Source organism: Enterobacter sp. LM3, from assembly GCF_046622475.1.
Taxonomy (GTDB): Bacteria; Pseudomonadota; Gammaproteobacteria; order Enterobacterales; family Enterobacteriaceae; genus Enterobacter; species Enterobacter cloacae_P.
The window spans coordinates 1-20,700 of the sequence record NZ_JBJURN010000019.1 but is presented as its reverse complement, the minus strand read 5'-3'; the positions used below and the strand labels follow the sequence as shown (position 1 = coordinate 20,700).

Sequence of the window (20,700 nt, the reverse complement as noted above, 5' to 3'; positions counted from 1 at the left end):
ATCGGGCGCTACGAAAAGGTCGTGATAATGTGAGGTTGTTAGATAGCGGATACCGCGAGGCCTCGACGGTATCTCCGTTATTTAGCCCTTAAGGCCTTCCTGAATGGCGGAGGAATGGCTGACCCAGCCGAAAATGGCACCCTGTGCCTTGATCATCTCCAGCGCATATTTCTGGAATTCCGGGAAATAAGAGCCGACACAGTCTTCCGGGATAATGCACTCGTAACCCCGATCGTTAGCTTCGCGAACGGTCGTGGTGACGCAAACTTCAGTGGTGACGCCGCAGACAATCAGCGTTTTAATGCCGTGGTTCTGTAAAATGAGATGCAGGTCAGTCTGATAGAACGCACCCTTGCCCGGTTTATCGATAACCGGTTCGCCCGCGACAGGGTAGAGCTCTGGAATAATGTCGTGGCCCGCTTCCCCGCGCACCAGAATACGCCCCATTGGGCCGGGTTCGCCGATAAAGGTTTTGCCCCCGCGGGTGAGCTTGGCTGCCGGGCAATCGCTAAGGTCTGCGCGGTGCCCCTCACGGGTATGGATCACCAGCATTCCCTGACTGCGGGCTGCTGCGAGCACGTTTTTACAGGGCTCGATGGCGCAACGAACCCGCGAAACATCGTTACCGAGCGCTTCACCAAACCCACCGGCTTCCACAAAATCACGCTGCATGTCGATCATCACCAGAGCGGTGCTATGGGGGGCAAATGGCAGAGCAAAAGGTTGAGCCTGGAATACGTATTGCGTCATGGTAAATCTCCTGTTCAGGTCATAAACGATCCGTAAATCTGATGCTGAGTATTCAGCAGAAAGAGGTGGTGAGACAGGAAAATAGTTTGGTGTGCAGCAACGAAAAATTTGTATTGGCAGGCGTTATACCCGGTGAGTGTGAAGGGAGTCATATCGCTGAATAATGTGGCAAAAAATTTGATGAGAAGAATATTTAGAGTGAAAAAATTTGTCGCAAGAATGTGATGAAATGCACTTATTTTTCATGTGGGAATGGCTCCGGTGTGCCCCGGAGCCATAAAAGTTATTTCTTATTACCGTACTGGCTGAACCAGGCCAGCATACGCTCCCAGCCATCTTTAGCGGATTCCACGTGATAGCCCGGACGATAATCGGCATTAAAGGCGTGCCCGGCATCCGGATACACCACAATTTCAGCCTTTGCGTTGGCTGCACGCAGCGCATGGCGCATCGTTTCCACGGTATCGAGTGGAATACCCGTATCCTGTCCGCCGTACAACCCCAGAACCGGTGCATTCAGGTCTGTTGCGATATCAACAGGGTGCTTCGGTGAATTCAGCGTCTTCTCACCCACCAGCTTACCGTACCAGGCCACGGCGGCTTTGAGCTGTGGATTGTGCGCGGCATACAGCCAGCTAATACGGCCACCCCAGCAGAAACCGGTCACCATCAGGCGATGCGGATCGCCACCGTTACGCGCCGCCCAACTGGCAACGTGGTCAAGGTCGGCCAGCACCTGCGCATCTGGCACTTTGCTGACCAGGTTGCTGAAAAGCGTAGGGATATCACTGTAATCATTCGGATCGCCCTGGCGGAAATAGAGCTCTGGTGCAACGGCCAGATACCCTTCCAGAGCCAGTCGACGGCAGAGGTCGCGAATATGTTCGTGAACGCCAAAAATCTCCTGAACCACAATCACGATAGGCAGCGGGCCGTCAGCGGATTTTGGCCGTGCGTGGTAAGCAGGCATATTATCGCCCTGCGAGGGAATGGAGGTTTCACCGGCCAGGATCGATTCTTCAGAGGTGGAGACGATGGTCGAAGCAAGAGGGGCGGCGGCAGGCGCAAAATTGGTTTTCTGAGTCATGGTATTCTCCGTACCCGTAAGTGCATATAAATATAGACCTCAAGATAACAACCCACAGTGCCTTAAACCGTCTATCTTTTGTGCAGTGCCCCGCGATATAACTTGTTAATGTGATGTGAATCACCATTTCATGGAAATCTACTGCAATCATTTTCATTCATGGTGAGGTGTGTCACGAAATTGTGCTTATTGCTTCTGTAAAGTACCATTTTACTTCTTCTGACTAACCGACCCACAGAGGAGTCACCTATGTCTAAGTCTGATGTTTTTCATCTCGGCCTCACTAAAAACGATTTACAAGGGGCTACGCTCGCTATCGTCCCTGGCGATCCTGAGCGTGTGGAAAAGATCGCCGCGCTGATGGATAAGCCGGTTAAGCTGGCAGCCCATCGTGAATTCACCACCTGGCGCGCTGAGCTGGATGGCAAAGCAGTGATCGTGTGCTCGACCGGTATCGGCGGCCCGTCTACTTCTATTGCAGTTGAAGAGCTGGCGCAGCTGGGCATTCGTACTTTCCTGCGTATCGGTACCACCGGTGCTATTCAGCCACATATCAATGTCGGCGACGTGCTGGTCACCACCGCGTCTGTGCGTCTGGATGGAGCAAGTCTGCACTTTGCGCCAATGGAATTCCCGGCAGTGGCTGATTTCGAATGTACCACTGCACTGGTTGAAGCCGCGAAATCCGTGGGGGCAACGACTCACGTGGGCGTGACCGCCTCTTCTGATACCTTCTACCCAGGCCAGGAGCGTTACGACACCTTCTCTGGTCGCGTCGTGAGCCGTTTTAAAGGCTCAATGGAAGAGTGGCAGTCTATGGGCGTAATGAACTACGAAATGGAATCTGCAACACTGCTGACCATGTGCGCAAGCCAGGGTCTGCGTGCCGGTATGGTGGCAGGCGTTATCGTCAACCGTACTCAGCAAGAGATCCCGAACGCCGAGACCATGAAGCAGACTGAAAGTCATGCGGTGAAAATCGTGGTTGAAGCCGCTCGTCGCCTGATCTAGTCCCGTCTTATGAGATAAAAGGCCGATACGTTCGGCCTTTTCTTTTTGCGTAGCGCCTCGCAGGAAAACCCTTTCAAACTGGACGTTTATACAGCACAATTCTATTTTGTGCGGGTAATACGTTGATGCAGGGGGCATTGTGGATATCTCAATCCTGATTTATGCGGTGATTGCGCTGGTGGGTGTGGGTATAGGCTGGCTGATTTCCAGCTACCAGCACGCGCAGCAGAAAGCCGATCAACTGGCAGAACGCGAAGAGATGGTCGCGGAGTTAAGCGCGGCAAAACAACAGCTTGCCCAGGGTTCGCACTGGCGCGACGAGTGTGAGTTGCTCAATAACGAACTGCGCAACCTGCGCGACATTAACACCTCACTGGAGGCCGATCTCCGCGAAGTGACCACCCGCCTTGAATCTACCCAGCTGCATGCGGAAGATAAAATCCGCCAGATGATCAACAGCGAGCAGCGCCTCAGTGAGCAGTTCGAGAACCTTGCGAACCGCATTTTTGAGCACAGCAACCGCCGCGTTGACGAACAAAACCGCCAGAGCCTGAACAGCCTGCTGACACCGCTGCGTGAACAGCTTGACGGTTTTCGTCGTCAGGTGCAGGACAGCTTTGGCCAGGAAGCCCGCGAGCGTCACACGCTGGCGCATGAAATTCGTAATCTCCAGCAGCTGAATGCGCAGATGGCGCAGGAAGCAGTCAACCTGACGCGCGCCCTGAAAGGGGATAACAAAGCGCAGGGTAACTGGGGCGAGGTGGTACTGACCCGCGTGCTGGAAGCTTCTGGTCTGCGTGAAGGGTATGAATACGAAACGCAGGTCAGCATTGAGAACGATGCCCGCTCGCGCATGCAGCCGGATGTGATTGTGCGGTTGCCGCAGGGCAAAGATGTGGTGATTGACGCCAAAATGACGCTGGTGGCCTACGAGCGTTACTTCAATGCAGAGGATGATTACATTCGCGAGGCGGCGCTGCAGGAACATATTGCCTCTGTACGTAACCACATTCGTCTGCTGGGCCGAAAAGACTATCAACAGCTGCCGGGTTTGCGTTCTCTGGACTACGTGCTGATGTTCATCCCGGTAGAGCCCGCATTCCTGCTGGCGCTCGACAGGCAGCCAGAACTGATTACTGAAGCACTGAAAAATAACATTATGCTGGTAAGTCCCACCACGTTGCTGGTGGCCTTACGTACCATTGCGAACCTGTGGCGCTACGAGCACCAGAGCCGCAATGCGCAGCAGATTGCCGATCGCGCCAGCAAGCTGTACGACAAAATGCGCCTGTTCGTGGACGATATGTCCTCGGTTGGGCAAAGCCTTGACCGCGCGCAGGATAACTACCGTCAGGCAATGAAAAAGCTCTCCTCCGGGCGCGGCAATTTGCTGGCGCAAGCCGAAGCGTTTCGCAGCCTGGGGGTGGAGGTCAAACGCGAGATTAATCCGGAACTGGTGGAACAGGCCACGGCTCAGGACGAAGAATTCCGTCTGCGAGAAGGTCATGCTGAACAAAAGACAAACAGTGAAGACAACGATTTAACGGCGGATTTATCGCCAGAAGAGGAGCCGACGCGTTTCTTTCGCGGTGGTTGAATCGTAGGGCAAACGCGCCCAATCTGTTACACTTCCCGGACATTTTACTGATAAGCAGGCTCTGAGATGGTTGACGATTCACAAGACACGACGCACTTTGGCTTTCAGACTGTCGCCAAAGCGCAGAAAGCTGACATGGTGGCCCACGTATTTCATTCCGTGGCGGCGAAGTACGATGTGATGAATGACTTAATGTCATTCGGCATTCATCGCTTGTGGAAGCGCTTCACCATCGACTGTAGCGGTGTGCGTCGTGGACAAACGGTGCTGGATTTAGCGGGTGGTACGGGCGATCTGACCGCGAAATTCTCCCGTCTGGTAGGGGAAAGCGGTCGCGTTGTTCTGGCCGATATCAACGACTCCATGCTGAAAATGGGACGCGAGAAGCTGCGTAACATCGGCGTTGTGGGTAATGTGGAATATGTACAGGCCAACGCTGAAGCTCTTCCGTTCCCGGATAATACCTTTGACTGCATCACTATCTCGTTTGGCCTGCGTAACGTTACGGATAAAGACAAAGCGCTGCGTTCCATGTACCGCGTGCTGAAGCCGGGCGGACGCCTGCTGGTGCTTGAGTTCTCCAAACCGGTTATCGAGCCGCTGAGTAAAGCCTACGATGCCTATTCATTCCACATTCTGCCGCGTATTGGTGAGCTGGTGGCAAACGATGCAGAAAGCTACCGCTATCTGGCAGAGTCTATTCGTATGCACCCGGATCAAGACACGTTGAAAGCCATGATGCAGGATGCGGCATTTGAGAACGTTGAGTACTTCAACATGACGGCCGGTGTCGTCGCGCTGCATCGTGGTTACAAGTTCTGAGTGGAGGTGTCCCGTGCCCTTTAAACCCCTGGTCACCGCAGGCATTGAGAATGTACTGAATGCCTTTCTGTACCGCGCACCTGCGCTGAAATCCGCACGTCAGCGGCTTAACGGAAAGGTACTGCGTATCGTTTTAAAAGAGTTTTCGACACCGCTTGTGCTGGTCTTCAGCGAACGTCAGCTCGACGTTCTGGGTGAGTGGGAAGGCGAGGCGGACTGCTCGGTCATTACGCACATGAGCGTGTTACCAAAACTGCGTGACCGCCAGCAACTGACCGCGCTTATCCGCAGCGGTGAACTGGAAGTTGAAGGCGATATTCAGGTCGTGCAGAACTTCGTTGCGCTTAGCGACCTGGCCGAGTTTGATCCGGCAGAACTGCTCGCGCCCTTTATTGGCGACATTGCTGCTGAAGGGATCGGTAAAGCGATTCATGGTGGTTCGGCTTTCCTGCGCAAAAGCCTGCAGCGACAGCAGCGCTATGCGTCAGAAGTGCTGACCGAAGAATGGCGCATGGCACCCGGGCCGCTGGAAGTGGCATGGTTTGCGGAAGAGACTGCCGCTGTTGAACGCGCGGTTGATGCCTTAACCAAACGGCTGGAAAAACTGGAGAGCAAATGACGCCTGGTGAAATTCGCCGCCTCTATTTTATCGTCCACACCTTTTTGAGTTACGGGCTAGACGAACTTATCCCCAAAATGCGCATTACGCTGCCGCTTCGGATCTGGCGGCGGATGTTGTTCTGGATGCCAAATCGTCATAAAGGTCAGCCGCTGGGTGAACGTCTGCGTCTGGCGCTACAGGAGCTTGGCCCGGTATGGATCAAGTTTGGGCAGATGCTTTCTACCCGTCGCGATCTCTTCCCACCAAACATTGCCGACCAACTGGCACTGTTGCAGGATCGCGTTGCCCCGTTTGACGGGGGAAGGGCGAAGAAACAGATTGAAGAAGCGATGGGCAATATCCCCGTCGAAACCTGGTTTGACGATTTCGACATTGAGCCTTTGGCATCAGCCTCCATTGCTCAGGTACACACGGCGCGTCTGAAAGAAAACGGCAAAGAGGTGGTTATCAAGGTTATTCGCCCGGATATCCTGCCGATAATCAAAGCTGACATGAAGCTTATCTACCGCCTGGCCCGCTGGGTTCCACGCTTGCTGCCTGATGGCCGTCGACTGCGTCCAATGGAAGTGGTGCGGGAATACGAAAAAACGCTGATTGATGAACTTAATCTGCAGCGTGAAGCAGCAAACGCCATTCAGCTGCGTCGTAACTTTGAAGACAGCCCGATGCTGTATGTGCCTGAAGTCTATTCTGACTACTGTAGCCAGAATATGATGGTGATGGAACGTATCTACGGGATCCCGGTATCGGATGTGGTTGCGCTGGAAAACCAGGGCACCAACATGAAGCTGCTGGCCGAGCGTGGCGTGCAGGTCTTCTTCACCCAGGTGTTCCGCGACAGCTTTTTCCATGCGGATATGCACCCGGGCAATATCTTCGTGAGTTACGAACACCCTGAGAACCCGAAGTACATCGGTATTGACTGTGGCATTGTGGGCTCGCTGAACAAAGAAGATAAGCGCTATCTTGCCGAGAACTTCATCGCCTTCTTTAATCGCGACTACCGTAAGGTGGCCGAGCTGCACGTAGATTCAGGCTGGGTTCCGGCGGATACTAACGTCGAAGAGTTTGAGTTTGCTATCCGTACCGTATGTGAACCGATTTTTGAAAAACCACTGGCGGAGATCTCCTTCGGCCATGTTTTGCTGAACCTGTTTAACACCGCCCGCCGCTTCAATATGGAAGTGCAACCGCAGTTAGTTTTACTTCAGAAAACATTACTTTACGTTGAAGGCGTAGGTCGTCAGCTCTATCCTCAGTTAGACTTATGGAAAACCGCGAAACCTTTCCTGGAATCCTGGATTAAGGATCAGGTTGGCATTCCGGCGCTGGTGCGCTCTCTGAAAGAGAAAGCCCCGTTCTGGATTGAAAAAATGCCTGAAATTCCTGAGCTGGTTTATGACAGTTTGCGTCAGAACAAGAACCTTCAGCACAGCATGGATAAAATCGCCCGCGAGCTTCAGTCCAGCCGCGTTCGCCAGGGACAGTCACGCTATCTCTTTGGTATTGGGGCGACATTGCTGCTGAGCGGTACGCTGTTGCTGATCAATCGCCCGGACTGGCAGATGATGCCTGCCTGGCTGATGGCTGGCGGGGTTGTTGTCTGGCTCGCAGGCTGGAGAAAAACGCGCTGATTTAGCGTCGCTATCGCCGGGTTGCATACGTATAATGCGATCTGACTAATTAATCATCTATCCCTGAGGAACATGTATGGGTGGTATCAGTATCTGGCAATTGTTGATCATTGCCGTCATCGTCGTGCTGCTGTTTGGCACGAAGAAACTCGGTTCTATCGGTTCCGACCTCGGCGCATCTATCAAAGGCTTTAAGAAAGCCATGAGCGATGATGAGAGCAAGCAGGATAAATCCAGCCAGGATGCTGACTTTACTGCGAAATCCATCTCTGACAAGCAAGATGACGCCAAAAAGGAAGACGCTAAACGCCACGATAAAGAGCAGGTGTAATTCGTGTTCGATATTGGTTTTGGTGAGTTGCTGCTGGTCTTCGTGATTGGTTTGATCGTGCTGGGGCCGCAGCGTTTACCTGTTGCGGTGAAAACCGTCGTCGGGTGGGTGCGTGCGCTTCGCTCGCTGGCAAGTACCGTTCAGAACGAGCTGGCGCAGGAGCTTAAGCTTCAGGAATTTCAGGAAAGCCTGAAAAAGGTTGAGAAGGCGAGCATGGATAACCTGACGCCGGAACTGAAGGCCTCGATGGATGAGCTGCGTGAAGCGGCGGAGTCCATGAAGCGTTCTTACAGCATCAATGATCCTGAAAAGGCGAGTGATGAAGCTAACACCATCCATAACCCGGTGGTGAAAGATAACGAAGCGCAGCGAGAAGGTGTAACGCCAGCCAGCGCCGGGCATCAGGCTGCCGCGCCAGAACAGACGCCGCAGGAAACTGAAGTGAAAAAGCAGGTGCAGCCGGAAGAGCCCGTTGTAAAAGCGGCTGAAGCAAAACCCGCCGTACCCGTTTCCGAATCATCCCCCTCGTCGAGTGATAAAGCGTAAACATGGCAGTAGATGATACTCAACCGCTCATTGCACATCTCATTGAGCTGCGTAAGCGCCTGTTAAACTGCATTATTGCAGTTTTCCTCATTTTCTTGTGCCTGGTCTATTTCGCCAACGATATCTACCAGGTGGTTTCTGCACCGCTGATTAAGCAGATGCCGCTGGGCGCAACAATGATTGCAACGGATGTTGCTTCGCCGTTCTTTACCCCCATCAAGCTGACCTTCTGGGTTTCGCTGATTGCGTCTGCGCCCATTATTCTTTATCAGGTCTGGGCCTTTGTGGCTCCGGCGTTGTATAAGCATGAACGCAAATTAGTTATCCCGCTGTTGGTATCCAGCTCGCTGTTGTTCTATATCGGCATGGCGTTTGCTTACTTTGTGGTCTTCCCACTGGCCTTTGGTTTCCTGACACACACCGCGCCGGAAGGGGTTCAGGTATCGACGGACATCGCCAGTTATCTCAGCTTTGTCATGGCGCTGTTTATGGCGTTCGGCGTTGCGTTCGAAGTGCCGGTGGCGATAGTGCTGCTCTGTTGGGTGGGGGTTACGACGCCAGAAGATCTGCGCAAGAAGCGTCCGTATATCCTGGTGGGGGCATTTGTAGTGGGTATGCTGCTGACTCCGCCGGATGTCTTCTCGCAAACGTTGCTGGCAATACCGATGTACTGCTTGTTTGAAGTCGGTGTGTTTTTCTCGCGTTTCTACGTGGGTAAGCGACGTCCACAGGATGACGAAGACGACGAGTCTGAAAAGACCACTGAAGAATAAAACCAGCCGCCCGTCAGGGCGGTTGTCATATGGGGATCCGCATGTTTGATATTGGGCTTAACCTGACCAGCTCGCAGTTTGCGAAAGATCGCGATGAGGTGGTGGCGCGTGCTTTTGCCGCTGGGGTGAAGGGGCTTTTGCTGACGGGTACTAACCTGCATGAAAGTGAACAGGCTCAGCAACTGGCGCAACGCTACGACCGTTGCTGGTCAACCGCAGGAGTGCACCCTCATGACAGTAGCCAGTGGACACACGACAGCGCTGAGGTGCTTCATCGTCTGGCAAAAAAACCAGAGGTGGTGGCCATCGGTGAATGTGGGCTCGATTTCAATCGCAACTTTTCAACACCCGAAGAGCAGGAAATAGCATTTACCGCGCAGCTCGCGATTGCGGCGGAACTCGGGATGCCAGCTTTTATGCACTGCCGTGACGCGCATGAGCGCTTTCTCGCTTTGCTGGAACCGTGGCTGGATAAACTGCCTGGCGCGGTGCTGCACTGCTTTACCGGTTCCCGGCAGGAGGCGCTGGATTGTCTGAACCGTGGGCTGTATCTGGGTATTACTGGTTGGGTCTGCGATGAACGCCGCGGGCTGGAACTTCGTGAGTTGCTGCCGGTGATCCCTGCTGAACGGTTGCTGGTAGAAACGGATGCACCGTATCTGCTGCCACGTGATCTCTCACCGAAGCCCGCTTCGCGTCGTAATGAACCAGCGTATCTGGGGCATATTGTTGAGAAAGTGGCGCACTGGCGTGGAGAAGAGCCGCACTGGCTGGCGGCGCAGACGAATGACAACGTGCGTCGCCTGTTCGGAGTAAACGTTTAAACTTTGCGGAACCCGGTGTTTTTAATGCTCTGCAGCACCTGTTTATTCAACAGATTGAGCAACAGTATGGAGCGTGTTTCGCCGTCAGGTTCGGAGAAAATTGCCTGCAATCCTTCGAAGGAGCCTTCAGTGATCACCACGCAATCGCCCGCGAAAGGGGTTTCCGGGTCGGTGATATTCTCGGGTTGTTGGTAAACCGAAAGCTGATGAATGACCGTCGACGGGACGGTTGCCGGGTGAGTACCAAAACGTACGAAGTGGCTGACACCGCGCGTTGCGCTAATGGTGGTGGTATGGATCACTTCCGGGTCGAATTCGACGAACAGGTAGTTCGGGAACAGAGGTTCACTGACGGTGGTACGCTTCCCACGCTGCATTTTTTCAAGCGTGATCACGGGTGTCAGGCAGTTTACAGACTGACGTTCCAGATGTTCCTGTGCGCGCTGAAGTTGCCCGCGTTTGCAATACAGTAAATACCAGGCCTGCATAATCACTCTTTCCCTTAGTTCGGGGCGCAAGCATATCAAAACCCTGGCGGGATCGCTAAGTTGATTATAATGGTCGAAAGTGAAACAGGACGCAGAAGTTCACGCTAATTTAACAAAATTACAGCATCGCGCAGGCTTACGCCGTATAATGAAGCGCTTACAGAGAGGCCATGACTAACTGCATGAAATACCACGATCTACGCGACTTCCTGACGCTGCTGGAAAAGCAGGGCGAACTCAAACGCATTACACTTCCTGTTGATCCTTATCTGGAAATGACAGAAATTGCTGACCGTACCTTGCGTGCCGGTGGCCCTGCGCTGTTATTTGAAAACCCAAAAGGCTACTCCATGCCAGTGCTGTGCAACCTGTTTGGCACACCACGCCGTGTGGCGTTGGGAATGGGGCAAGAGGATGTGACTGCGTTACGTGAAGTGGGCAAATTGCTGGCCTTTCTGAAAGAGCCGGAGCCGCCAAAAGGCTTCCGCGATCTGTTCGACAAGCTGCCACAGTTTAAGCAGGTGTTGAACATGCCAACCAAACGCCTGCGCGGTGCGCCGTGTCAGCAGAAAGTGCTGGAAGGCGATGCGGTTGATCTGACAAAAATTCCCATCATGCAATGCTGGCCAGAAGATGCCGCTCCGCTTATCACCTGGGGGCTGACCGTCACGCGTGGCCCGTATAAAGAGCGGCAAAATCTTGGTATCTACCGTCAACAATTGATAGGTAAAAATAAGCTCATTATGCGCTGGCTGTCGCATCGCGGTGGTGCGCTCGATTTCCAGGAGTGGTGTGCGGAACATCCGGGAGAGCGTTTCCCGGTGTCTGTGGCGTTGGGTGCTGATCCGGCAACGATTCTGGGTGCGGTAACGCCAGTGCCTGATACGTTGTCTGAATATGCCTTTGCAGGGCTGTTGCGCGGTACCAAAACCGAAGTCGTGAAGTGTATTTCTAATGACCTGGAAGTGCCCGCCAGCGCTGAAATTGTTCTGGAAGGTTATATCGAACAGGGTGAGATGGCACCGGAAGGGCCATACGGTGACCACACGGGTTATTACAACGAAGTCGATAACTTCCCGGTGTTTACCGTTACGCACATTACCCAGCGTGAAGATGCGATTTACCATTCGACCTATACCGGCCGTCCACCGGATGAACCCGCAGTGCTGGGAGTGGCGCTGAACGAAGTGTTCGTGCCGATCCTGCAAAAGCAGTTCCCGGAAATTGTTGATTTCTATCTGCCGCCGGAAGGGTGTTCGTATCGCCTGGCGGTGGTGACGATGAAGAAGCAGTATGCTGGTCACGCTAAACGCGTAATGATGGGCGTATGGTCTTTCCTGCGTCAGTTTATGTATACCAAATTTGTTATCGTCTGCGATGATGATGTCAACGCCCGCGACTGGAATGACGTCATCTGGGCCATTACCACACGAATGGATCCGGCGCGCGATACGGTGTTAGTCGAAAACACACCGATAGATTACCTGGATTTTGCCTCACCGGTTTCCGGTCTTGGTTCAAAAATGGGACTGGATGCCACAAACAAATGGCCTGGCGAAACCGACCGTGAATGGGGTCGCCCGATCAAAAAAGATCCTGCCGTGACCGCGCGAATTGACGCGATCTGGGACGAACTGGCCATAATGAATAACGGTAAACCCGAATCTGACCGTTAAGCCCTTAGACTTCCCGACAGAGAGAGCGAATGACAACCTTAAGCTGTAAAGTGACCTCGGTAGATGCCATCACCGACACCGTATATCGCGTCCGTTTAGTGCCAGAAGCGGCATTCTCTTTCCGCGCTGGTCAGTACTTAATGGTGGTGATGGATGAACGTGATAAGCGCCCTTTCTCAATGGCTTCTACGCCAGCAGAGCAGGAATTTATTGAGCTTCATATTGGTGCGTCAGAGCTGAATCTGTATGCGATGGCCGTTATGGATCGCATTCTTAAAGAGCGTGAAATTGTCGTAGATATTCCACACGGTGACGCCTGGCTGCGTGAAGATGAAGACCGTCCGCTGATCCTGATTGCCGGTGGTACAGGCTTCTCCTATGTGCGTTCTATTCTGTTGACCGCACTGGAGCGTAACCCGAACCGCGATATCACCATTTACTGGGGTGGCCGCGAAGAGAAACATCTGTACGACCTGTCTGAACTGGAAGCGCTGAGCGTAACCCATCCGAACCTGCGTATTGAGCCGGTAGTCGAGCAACCGGAAGAGGGCTGGCGTGGGCGTAGCGGTACGGTGCTGACGGCAGTGCTGCAGGATTACGGTACGCTGGCCGGGCATGATATCTACATCGCTGGTCGTTTCGAGATGGCGAAAATTGCCCGTGACCTGTTCTGTAATGAACGTGGTGCGCGTGAAGATCGCCTGTTCGGCGATGCGTTTGCATTCATCTAAATAAAAAACCCGCCCCTGACAGGCGGGAAGAACGGCAACTAAACTGTCTCTCTTGCCAATGACGCCATAACTGCGCTCACTTGTCGCCTTGTTCTGACGCCATTGGCTTTGAGATACTTTTCCTGGAATTACACTCTTTCAAATACTGTCGCGATACCCTGACCTAACCCGATACACATCGTTGCCAGTCCAAACTGAGCATCTTTGCGTTCCATCAGGTTAATCAGCGTGGTGCTGATACGTGCCCCGGAACAACCCAGCGGGTGACCCAAGGCGATCGCGCCACCGTTGAGGTTAATCTTCTCGTCGATCTTGTCCATCAGCCCCAGATCTTTAATGCATGGCAGGATCTGTGCGGCGAAAGCTTCATTCATCTCAAACAGATCGATATCGCTTGCAGTCAGACCTGCTTTTTTCAGCGCCAGTTTTGACGCCGGAACCGGGCCGTAACCCATAATCGACGGGTCGCAGCCCACCACCGCCATTGAACGCACGCGAGCGCGTGGCGTCAGGCCAAGCTCACTGGCACGGCTTTCACTCATCACCAGCATGGCAGCTGCGCCATCGGAAAGTGCTGAGGAGGTACCAGCCGTTACCGTGCCGGTCACCGGATCAAACGCCGGACGCAGCGTGGAGAGCGCTTCGACGGTAGTTTCCGGGCGGATGACTTCGTCGTAGTTAAACTGCTTCAGTACGCCGTCAGCATCGTGACCTCCGGTCGGGATGATCTCGTTCTTAAATGCACCAGATTGCGTGGCGGCCCAGGCACGAGCATGGGAGCGCGCAGCAAAGGCATCCTGCATTTCCCGGCTGATACCGTGCATGCGGGAGAGCATCTCGGCGGTCAGCCCCATCATACCCGCGGCTTTCGCCACGTTACGGCTCATGCCTGGGTGGAAATCTACCCCGTGGCTCATCGGCACATGGCCCATATGCTCTACGCCACCCACCAGGCAGGCCTGTGCATCGCCAGTCATGATCATGCGGGCAGCATCGTGCAGCGCCTGCATTGACGAACCACACAGGCGGTTCACGGTGACAGCCGGAACGGAGTGTGGGATTTCCGCCAGCAGCGAGGCATTACGGGCGATGTTGAAACCTTGCTCCAGGGTCTGCTGTACGCAGCCCCAGTAGATATCGTCCAGCGCAGTTGGGTCCAGCGCCGGGTTACGCGCCAGCAGGCTGCGCATCAGGTGCGCGGAGAGGTCTTCCGCGCGCACGTTACGGAATGCGCCGCCCTTTGAACGGCCCATCGGGGTGCGAATTGCATCAACAATGACAACCTTTTCCATTGTGACTCCTTAAGCCGTTTTCAGTTCGCCAACCGGACGGGCTGGCTCAACTGCTGGATAGTAGGGTTCGTTATGGCACGCTTTGTTGCGCAGACCTTCCGGCACCTCATACAGCGGGCCGAGATGCTGATATTGCTGAGCCATATCGAGATAGCGGGCGCTGCCGAGCGTATCCAGCCAGCGGAACGCACCGCCGTGGAACGGAGGGAAACCGAGGCCGTACACCAGCGCCATGTCGGCTTCTGCCGGGCTGGCGATGATGCCTTCTTCCAGGCAACGCACCACTTCGTTGATCATCGGAATCATCATCCGGGCGATGATTTCATCGTCTGTGAAGTCGCGTTTCGTCTGGCATACCCCGGCCAACAGATTGTCCACTGCGGCATCTTCTTCTTTCTTCGGTTTGCCTTTGCTGTCTTCTTTATAGCGCCAGAAGCCCAGGCCATTTTTCTGGCCGTAGCGGCTGGCGTCAAACAGGGCGTCAATCGCATCGCGGTAATCTTTCTGCATACGCAGTGGGAAGCCAGCAGCCATGACTGCCTGTGCGTGATGCGCGGTATCAATGCCGACCACATCCAGCAGATAGGCAGGCCCCATTGGCCAGCCGAACTGTTTTTCCATCACTTTGTCGACTTTGCGGAAATCCGCACCGTCGCGCAGCAGCTGGCTGAAACCAGCGAAGTAAGGGAACAGCACGCGGTTGACGAAGAAGCCCGGGCAGTCGTTCACCACGATTGGCGTTTTACCCATCTTGCTGGCCCATGCCACCACTTTGGCAATGGTTTCATCAGACGTTTTTTCGCCACGAATGACTTCAACCAGCGGCATACGGTGCACCGGGTTAAAGAAGTGCATGCCACAGAAGTTTTCCGGGCGTTTCAGCACGCTTGCCAGCTCACTAATCGGAATGGTGGAGGTGTTCGACGCCAGAACAGTCTCCGGGCGAACTTTATCTTCAGTTTCCGCCAGCACTGCTTTTTTGACTTTCGGGTTCTCAACGACCGCTTCAACCACGACGTCCACACGGTCAAAACCGGTGTATTCCAGCGTTGGCTGAATAGTGGAAATGACGCCGGCGAGTTTGAGACCGTCGATCTTGCCGCGCTCCAGTTGTTTATTCAGCAGCTTGGCTGCTTCGGTCATGCCCAGCGTCAGGGATTTCTCGCTGATATCTTTCATGACCACCGGCACGCCTTTCCAGGCCGACTGATAAGCAATACCGCCACCCATAATGCCAGCACCGAGTACCGCCGCATGTTTTGGCGTCTCAATGTTTTTGGTCAGCTGTTTGGCTTTGCCTTTCACGAACTGATCGTTCAGGAAGATGCCAACCAGTGCGCGGGCTTCATTGGTGTGTGCCAGCGGAACAAAGCTCTGATTTTCTAACTTAAGGGCTTCATCGCGACCAAAGCGGGCTGCGGCTTCAATGGTTTTTACGGCGGTAATCGGAGCCGGGTAGTGCTTACCTGCCGTCTGCATCACCATGCCTTTGGCGATGGTGAAGCTCATGGTGGCTTCAATTTTGCTGAGTTTTAACGGTTCCAGCTTCGGCTGACGTTTGGCTTTCCAGTCGAGGTCGCCGTTAATAGCCTGGCGCAGAATGGCGAGGGAACCCTCAACCAGTTTTTCTGGTTTAACGACACCGTCCACCAGGCCGATTTTCTGTGCCTGGTCAGCGCCGATGTCTTTACCCGCAGCAATGATTTCCAGGGCGCTATCGGCACCCAGCATACGTGGCATACGCACAGAGCCGCCAAAGCCCGGCATGATGCCCAGCCTGGTTTCTGGCAGGCCGATGCGCAGGTCTGGCGTCGCCAGGCGGTAGTCGGTGGCCAGCACGCATTCGCAGCCGCCGCCCAGCGCGTAGCCGTTAACGGCGGAGATCGTTGGAACCGGTAAATCTTCCAGACGATTGAAGACGCTGTTGGCAAAGTGCAGCCACTGGCTGAGTTGCTCTTCCGGTACCAGGAACAGCGAGAGGAATTCGGTGATGTCGGCACCGACAATAAAGGCCGCTTTGTTCGAGCGTAGCAGCAGCCCTTTTAATTCAGATTGCTTTTCAAGTACATCCAGCGCCTGGCCAAGACTGGCCACTGTCGCGGTATCGAGCTTGTTCACTGAGCCGGGGGCATCGAACACCAGTTCGGCAATGCCACTTTCCAGCCAGTTGAGGTACAGGGTGTCGCCTTTGTAGAGCATGTCAGTCTCCTGAATCCAGCAATTGGATCTGGTCATACCAGATGAAACGGAGTGTGGAATTTATGTTAATAAAATGCAAATCACTCATTAAGAAATTGCTGCATTGATCACGGTCGGTGGAAATCACGCAGTCGGAGTCAGGTGTGCTAAGATGCGAGAACTTGAGGTCAAAAAAACAAAAGGAAGAAAGATGGACTCACTGTCTTCGCTTTATAAAAATCATATCGTTACCCTACAGGAACGTACCCGTGATGTCCTGGCACGCTTTAAGCTGGATGCTCTGCTTATCCACTCCGGTGAGCTGATGAATACGTTTCTTGATGACCATGCTTATCCGTTCAAAGTTAACCCGCAGTTTAAAGCCTGGGTTCCAGTAACACAGGTTCCAAATTGCTGGTTGCTGGTGGATGGCGTGAACAAACCGAAACTGTGGTTCTACCTGCCGGTGGATTACTGGCACAACGTAGAGCCGCTGCCGACCAGCTTCTGGACGGAAGAAGTGGATGTCATTGCCCTGCCAAAAGCAGACGGCATTGGCAGCCAGCTGCCTGCTGCACGTGGCAATATCGCCTACATTGGCCCTGTCACTGAGCGTGCGCTGGGTCTGGGGATCCAGGCGGACAAACTGAACCCGAAAGGGGTACTGGATTATCTGCACTATTACCGTGCGTATAAAACCGACTACGAACTTCACTGCATGCGTGCAGCGCAAAAAACGGCGGTGAATGGTCACCGTGCAGCGTATGAAGCGTTCCAGTCTGGTATGAGCGAGTTCGATATTAACCAGGCGTACCTGACCGCAACCGGCCACCGTGATACTGACGTGCCTTACAGCAACATTGTCGCGCTGAATGAGCATGCGTCTGTTCTGCACTACACCAAACTCGATCACCATGTTCCGTCTGAAATGCGCAGCTTCCTGCTGGATGCGGGGGCAGAGTACAACGGCTATGCGGCTGACCTGACCCGTACCTGGGCGGCGGATGCAGATACCGATTTTGCGCACCTGATTAAAGACGTTAACGATGAGCAACTCGCGCTTATCAGTACCATGAAAGCGGGAACCCGCTATGTGGATTACCACATTCAGTTCCATCAGCGCATCGCTAAACTGCTGCGTAAGCATCAGATTGTGAAAGAGATGAGTGAAGAAGCGATGGTAGAAAACGACCTGACCGGGCCATTTATGCCTCACGGTATTGGCCACCCGCTGGGTCTGCAGGTTCACGATGTTGCAGGTTTTATGCAGGATGACACTGGCACGCATCTGGCGGCACCGTCTAAATATCCATACCTGCGCTGCACGCGTATCCTTGAGCCGCGTATGGTGCTGACCATCGAGCCGGGCATCTACTTTATCGAGTCACTGTTGGCTCCGTGGCGTGAAGGCCCGTTCAGCAAGCACTTCAACTGGGCAAAAATTGAAGCGCTGAAGCCGTTTGGTGGCATTCGTATCGAAGATAACGTGGTTGTTCACGAAAGCAATATCGAGAATATGACGCGAGATCTGAAGCTGGCCTGATGGAAAGCTGGCTGATACCGGTTGAACCGGTCACCTTTGTTGAGGAAATCAAGAAAAGCCGTTTTATCACGCTGTTGGCACATACCGATGGCGTAGAGGCGGCAAAGGCGTTTGTGGAAGCTGTTCGCGCGCAACATCCTGATGCTCGTCACCACTGTGTGGCGTGGGTGGCAGGGCCGCCGAACGACTCGCAGCAACTGGGGTTTTCTGATGACGGTGAACCGGCAGGTACGGCCGGTAAACCCATGCTCTCACAGCTTATGGGCAGTGGTGTGGGTGAGATCACCGCCGTAGTGGTTCGCTACTACGGCGGCATTTTGTTAGGTACGGGTGGGCTGGTTAAAGCCTACGGCGGTGGCGTTCAGCAGGCGCTTAATCTGCTGATAACCACCCGCAAAACACCGCTCACTGAATATACTTTACTGTGCGATTACGCTCAGTTATCCGGTGTCGAAACGCTGCTGAAACAATTTAACGGCGTAATTGCGCACAGTGAGTACCAGGCAAAGGTACAATTGCGCGTGGCGCTCCCTCAGGCTGAACAGGCTGCTTTTTCAGCAAAACTGGCGGATTTTAGTCGTGGTTCGTTGCAATTGCTGCCGATTGAAGAATAATCCCCACCTCACTTTTTTGAATACCAAAGGAAGCGGCAGAGATGCATTTTCGTGCCATTACCCGAATTGTTGGACTGCTGGTCATACTTTTTTCCGGGACAATGATCCTCCCAGGGCTGGTGGCACTTATCTACCGGGACGGCGCAGGGCGGGCATTTACCCAGACCTTCTTTGTCGCACTGGCGATTGGTTCGTTGTTGTGGTGGCCAAACCGTCGCCAAAAAGGTGAGCTGAAATCTCGCGAAGGGTTTTTGATTGTTGTTCTGTTCTGGACGGTACTGGGGAGCGTCGGTTCGCTGCCCTTTATTTTCTCTGAACAACCCAACCTGAGCGTCACGGATGCATTCTTTGAATCCTTCTCTGGTTTAACGACAACCGGGGCGACCACGCTGGTGGGGCTGGATTCGTTGCCGCACGCCATCCTCTTTTATCGCCAGATGCTTCAATGGTTCGGCGGTATGGGGATCATCGTCCTGGCTGTGGCTATCCTGCCTATTCTGGGCGTCGGTGGGATGCAGCTCTATCGCGCCGAAATGCCCGGCCCGTTGAAAGATAACAAAATGCGCCCGCGTATTGCGGAGACGGCGAAAACGCTGTGGCTTATTTATGTCTTGCTGACGATTGCCTGTGCGCTGGCGCTGTGGTTTGCCGGGATGCCCGCTTTCGATGCCATCGGACACAGCTTTGCGACTATCGCCATCGGCGGGTTCTCCACGCACGATGCCAGCGTTGGCTACTTTAATAGCCCAACGATTAACACCATCATTGCCATCTTCCTGCTGATCTCCGGCTGTAACTATGGCCTGCACTTCTCTTTACTTAGCGGACGCAGCCTGAAGGTGTACTCGCGTGACCCGGAGTTTCGGATGTTTATCGGTGTCCAGTTGACCCTGGTGGTCATCTGTACTCTGGTGCTGTGGTTCCACGATGTCTATAGCTCGGCAGTGACAACATTAAACCAGGCCTTCTTCCAGGTGGTGTCGATGGCGACAACCGCCGGGTTTACGACGGACAGTATTGCGCGCTGGCCGCTGTTCCTGCCTGTACTGCTTCTGTGTTCTGCGTTTATCGGGGGCTGTGCCGGGTCAACGGGCGGTGGCCTGAAAGTGATTCGTATTCTGCTGCTGTTTAAGCAGGGGAACCGTGAACTGAAACGTCTGGTACACCCGAATGCGGTCTACAGTATCAAACTGGGGAACCGTGCTCTGCCGGAACGCATTCTTGAAGCGGTGTGGGGGTTCTTCTCAGCGTATGCGCTGGTGTTTATCGTCAGCATGCTGGCGATCATCGCCACCGGGGTGGATGATTTCTCTGCCTTCGCTTCTGTTGTGGCAACGCTGAATAACCTGGGGCCTGGACTGGGGGTTGTGGCAGATAACTTTGCCAGCATGAACCCGATAGCGAAGTGGATCTTAATCGCCAACATGTTGTTTGGTCGTCTTGAGGTCTTTACGTTGCTGGTGCTGTTCACCCCAACATTCTGGCGCGAATAAGGAGTCGTCTGTGAAAACACTTATTCTTTTTTCTACGCGAGACGGACAAACGCGTGAGATTGCCTCTTATCTGGCATCTGAATTAAAAGAGCTGGGCATTTACTCGGATGTGGTGAACCTGAATCGCGCGGAGCATATTGCCTGGCAGGATTATGATCGCGTGGTGATTGGCGCATCCATTCGTTATGGTCATTTCCATCCGGCGCTGGATCGTTTTGTGAAAAAGCATACGGCGATACTTAACAAGTTGCCCGGTGCTTTCTATTCGGTAAACCTGGTTGCCCGTAAAGCCGAAAAACGCACGCCGCAGACTAACAGCTATACGCGTAAGTTTTTGCTGGGTTCGCCCTGGCAGCCAGACCTGTGTGCTGTGTTTGCTGGCGCGCTGCGCTATCCACGCTATCGCTGGTATGACCGTTTTATGATCCGTCTGATTATGAGGATGACCGGCGGTGAAACGGATACACGTAAAGAAGTGGTTTATACCGACTGGTCGCAGGTAGCCAGTTTTGCACGGGAAATCGCACATTTAACGGGCGATTCGCGTCTTAAATAAGCGTTGAGTTTGAAAAGTGAGCGAACGAAAAGTTTTTTGTATTTTGTGCTTGTCACTTCAGAATAACTCCCTATAATGCGCCTCCACTGACACGGAACAACGGCTTACAGGCCGCCGGGTTAGCGGGGTTCA

Annotated in this window: 20 protein-coding genes; 15 read left to right on the top strand and 5 right to left on the bottom strand. The window is 53.8% G+C overall.

Annotated features, from left to right (window positions below; genetic code table 11):
• Window positions 1-81: 81 nt before the first annotated feature.
• A complete protein-coding gene (locus ACJ9N4_RS17505; protein WP_182919107.1) occupies window positions 82-750 on the bottom strand; it encodes a cysteine hydrolase family protein in 669 nt (222 codons plus the stop codon).
• Between the two features lie 283 nt (window positions 751-1,033).
• The gene (locus tag ACJ9N4_RS17500; protein WP_182273341.1) at window positions 1,034-1,837 is read right to left on the bottom strand and encodes a dienelactone hydrolase family protein; all 804 of its coding nucleotides are present in this window, start codon (window positions 1,835-1,837) and stop codon (window positions 1,034-1,036) included.
• Window positions 1,838-2,086: 249 nt separating this feature from the next.
• Between ACJ9N4_RS17500 and udp the strand changes: the two genes are divergently transcribed.
• The 9 genes from udp (at window position 2,087) to tatD (ending at window position 9,997) form a co-directional block, all read left to right on the top strand.
• Window positions 2,087-2,848, top strand: coding sequence for a uridine phosphorylase (gene udp, locus ACJ9N4_RS17495; protein ID WP_003860792.1), 762 nt, complete (start codon window positions 2,087-2,089; stop codon window positions 2,846-2,848).
• Window positions 2,849-2,987: 139 nt separating this feature from the next.
• Window positions 2,988-4,445, top strand: coding sequence for a DNA recombination protein RmuC (rmuC, locus tag ACJ9N4_RS17490; protein ID WP_182919106.1), 1,458 nt, complete (start codon window positions 2,988-2,990; stop codon window positions 4,443-4,445).
• Window positions 4,446-4,511: 66 nt separating this feature from the next.
• Window positions 4,512-5,267, top strand: a complete 756-nt coding sequence (gene ubiE, locus ACJ9N4_RS17485; protein WP_182919105.1) for a bifunctional demethylmenaquinone methyltransferase/2-methoxy-6-polyprenyl-1,4-benzoquinol methylase UbiE — start codon at window positions 4,512-4,514, stop codon at window positions 5,265-5,267.
• Window positions 5,268-5,280: 13 nt separating this feature from the next.
• Complete coding sequence (gene ubiJ / locus ACJ9N4_RS17480) at window positions 5,281-5,886, top strand: ubiquinone biosynthesis protein UbiJ (protein WP_182919104.1); 606 nt, start codon at window positions 5,281-5,283, stop codon at window positions 5,884-5,886.
• Entirely contained in the window at window positions 5,883-7,523 is a 1,641-nt protein-coding gene (gene ubiB / locus ACJ9N4_RS17475) for a ubiquinone biosynthesis regulatory protein kinase UbiB (protein WP_196390599.1), read from the top strand. Before ubiJ ends, ubiB begins: the two co-directional genes overlap by 4 nt.
• 76 nt (window positions 7,524-7,599) lie before the next feature.
• On the top strand, window positions 7,600-7,854 hold the full coding sequence (gene tatA, locus ACJ9N4_RS17470; RefSeq protein WP_182273345.1) for a Sec-independent protein translocase subunit TatA: 255 nt from the start codon (window positions 7,600-7,602) through the stop codon (window positions 7,852-7,854).
• Window positions 7,855-7,857: 3 nt separating this feature from the next.
• A complete protein-coding gene (gene tatB, locus ACJ9N4_RS17465) occupies window positions 7,858-8,400 on the top strand; it encodes a Sec-independent protein translocase protein TatB (RefSeq protein WP_182273346.1) in 543 nt (180 codons plus the stop codon).
• 2 nt (window positions 8,401-8,402) lie between these two features.
• Entirely contained in the window at window positions 8,403-9,173 is a 771-nt protein-coding gene (gene tatC, locus ACJ9N4_RS17460; RefSeq protein WP_182273347.1) for a Sec-independent protein translocase subunit TatC, read from the top strand.
• Window positions 9,174-9,214: 41 nt separating this feature from the next.
• A complete protein-coding gene (gene tatD / locus ACJ9N4_RS17455; protein ID WP_182273348.1) occupies window positions 9,215-9,997 on the top strand; it encodes a 3'-5' ssDNA/RNA exonuclease TatD in 783 nt (260 codons plus the stop codon).
• Here tatD and rfaH read toward each other — a convergent pair.
• Complete coding sequence (rfaH, locus tag ACJ9N4_RS17450) at window positions 9,994-10,485, bottom strand: transcription/translation regulatory transformer protein RfaH (RefSeq protein ID WP_182273349.1); 492 nt, start codon at window positions 10,483-10,485, stop codon at window positions 9,994-9,996. The two genes, tatD and rfaH, sit on opposite strands and share 4 nt — an antisense overlap.
• A gap of 170 nt (window positions 10,486-10,655) precedes the next feature.
• Between rfaH and ubiD the strand changes: the two genes are divergently transcribed.
• On the top strand, window positions 10,656-12,161 hold the full coding sequence (ubiD, locus tag ACJ9N4_RS17445) for a 4-hydroxy-3-polyprenylbenzoate decarboxylase (RefSeq protein WP_182273350.1): 1,506 nt from the start codon (window positions 10,656-10,658) through the stop codon (window positions 12,159-12,161).
• Window positions 12,162-12,190: 29 nt separating this feature from the next.
• Complete coding sequence (gene fre, locus ACJ9N4_RS17440; protein ID WP_182273351.1) at window positions 12,191-12,892, top strand: NAD(P)H-flavin reductase; 702 nt, start codon at window positions 12,191-12,193, stop codon at window positions 12,890-12,892.
• Between the two features lie 128 nt (window positions 12,893-13,020).
• On the opposite strand, the gene fadA is transcribed toward fre, so the two are convergent.
• Both fadA and fadB read right to left on the bottom strand, forming a co-directional pair.
• Window positions 13,021-14,184 carry an acetyl-CoA C-acyltransferase FadA gene (gene fadA / locus ACJ9N4_RS17435; RefSeq protein ID WP_182919102.1) on the bottom strand — a complete coding sequence of 388 codons (1,164 nt, stop codon included), beginning with the start codon at window positions 14,182-14,184 and terminating at the stop codon, window positions 13,021-13,023.
• 9 nt (window positions 14,185-14,193) lie between these two features.
• Window positions 14,194-16,383 (bottom strand): fatty acid oxidation complex subunit alpha FadB, encoded by a 2,190-nt coding sequence (gene fadB, locus ACJ9N4_RS17430; protein WP_182919101.1) that lies wholly within the window; start codon window positions 16,381-16,383, stop codon window positions 14,194-14,196.
• A 190-nt stretch (window positions 16,384-16,573) separates the two neighbouring features.
• Between fadB and pepQ the strand changes: the two genes are divergently transcribed.
• From pepQ to hemG, 4 genes are read left to right on the top strand one after another with little or no spacing between them, the layout of a single operon-like run.
• Window positions 16,574-17,905, top strand: a complete 1,332-nt coding sequence (pepQ, locus tag ACJ9N4_RS17425; RefSeq protein WP_182919100.1) for a Xaa-Pro dipeptidase — start codon at window positions 16,574-16,576, stop codon at window positions 17,903-17,905.
• A complete protein-coding gene (locus ACJ9N4_RS17420) occupies window positions 17,905-18,519 on the top strand; it encodes an IMPACT family protein (RefSeq protein WP_182273355.1) in 615 nt (204 codons plus the stop codon). The genes pepQ and ACJ9N4_RS17420 overlap by 1 nt, the downstream gene beginning before the upstream one ends.
• A 41-nt stretch (window positions 18,520-18,560) precedes the next feature.
• On the top strand, window positions 18,561-20,012 hold the full coding sequence (gene trkH, locus ACJ9N4_RS17415) for a Trk system potassium transporter TrkH (protein WP_182273356.1): 1,452 nt from the start codon (window positions 18,561-18,563) through the stop codon (window positions 20,010-20,012).
• A gap of 10 nt (window positions 20,013-20,022) precedes the next feature.
• Window positions 20,023-20,568, top strand: a complete 546-nt coding sequence (gene hemG / locus ACJ9N4_RS17410; protein WP_182273357.1) for a menaquinone-dependent protoporphyrinogen IX dehydrogenase — start codon at window positions 20,023-20,025, stop codon at window positions 20,566-20,568.
• The last annotated feature ends 132 nt before the right edge of the window (window positions 20,569-20,700 follow it).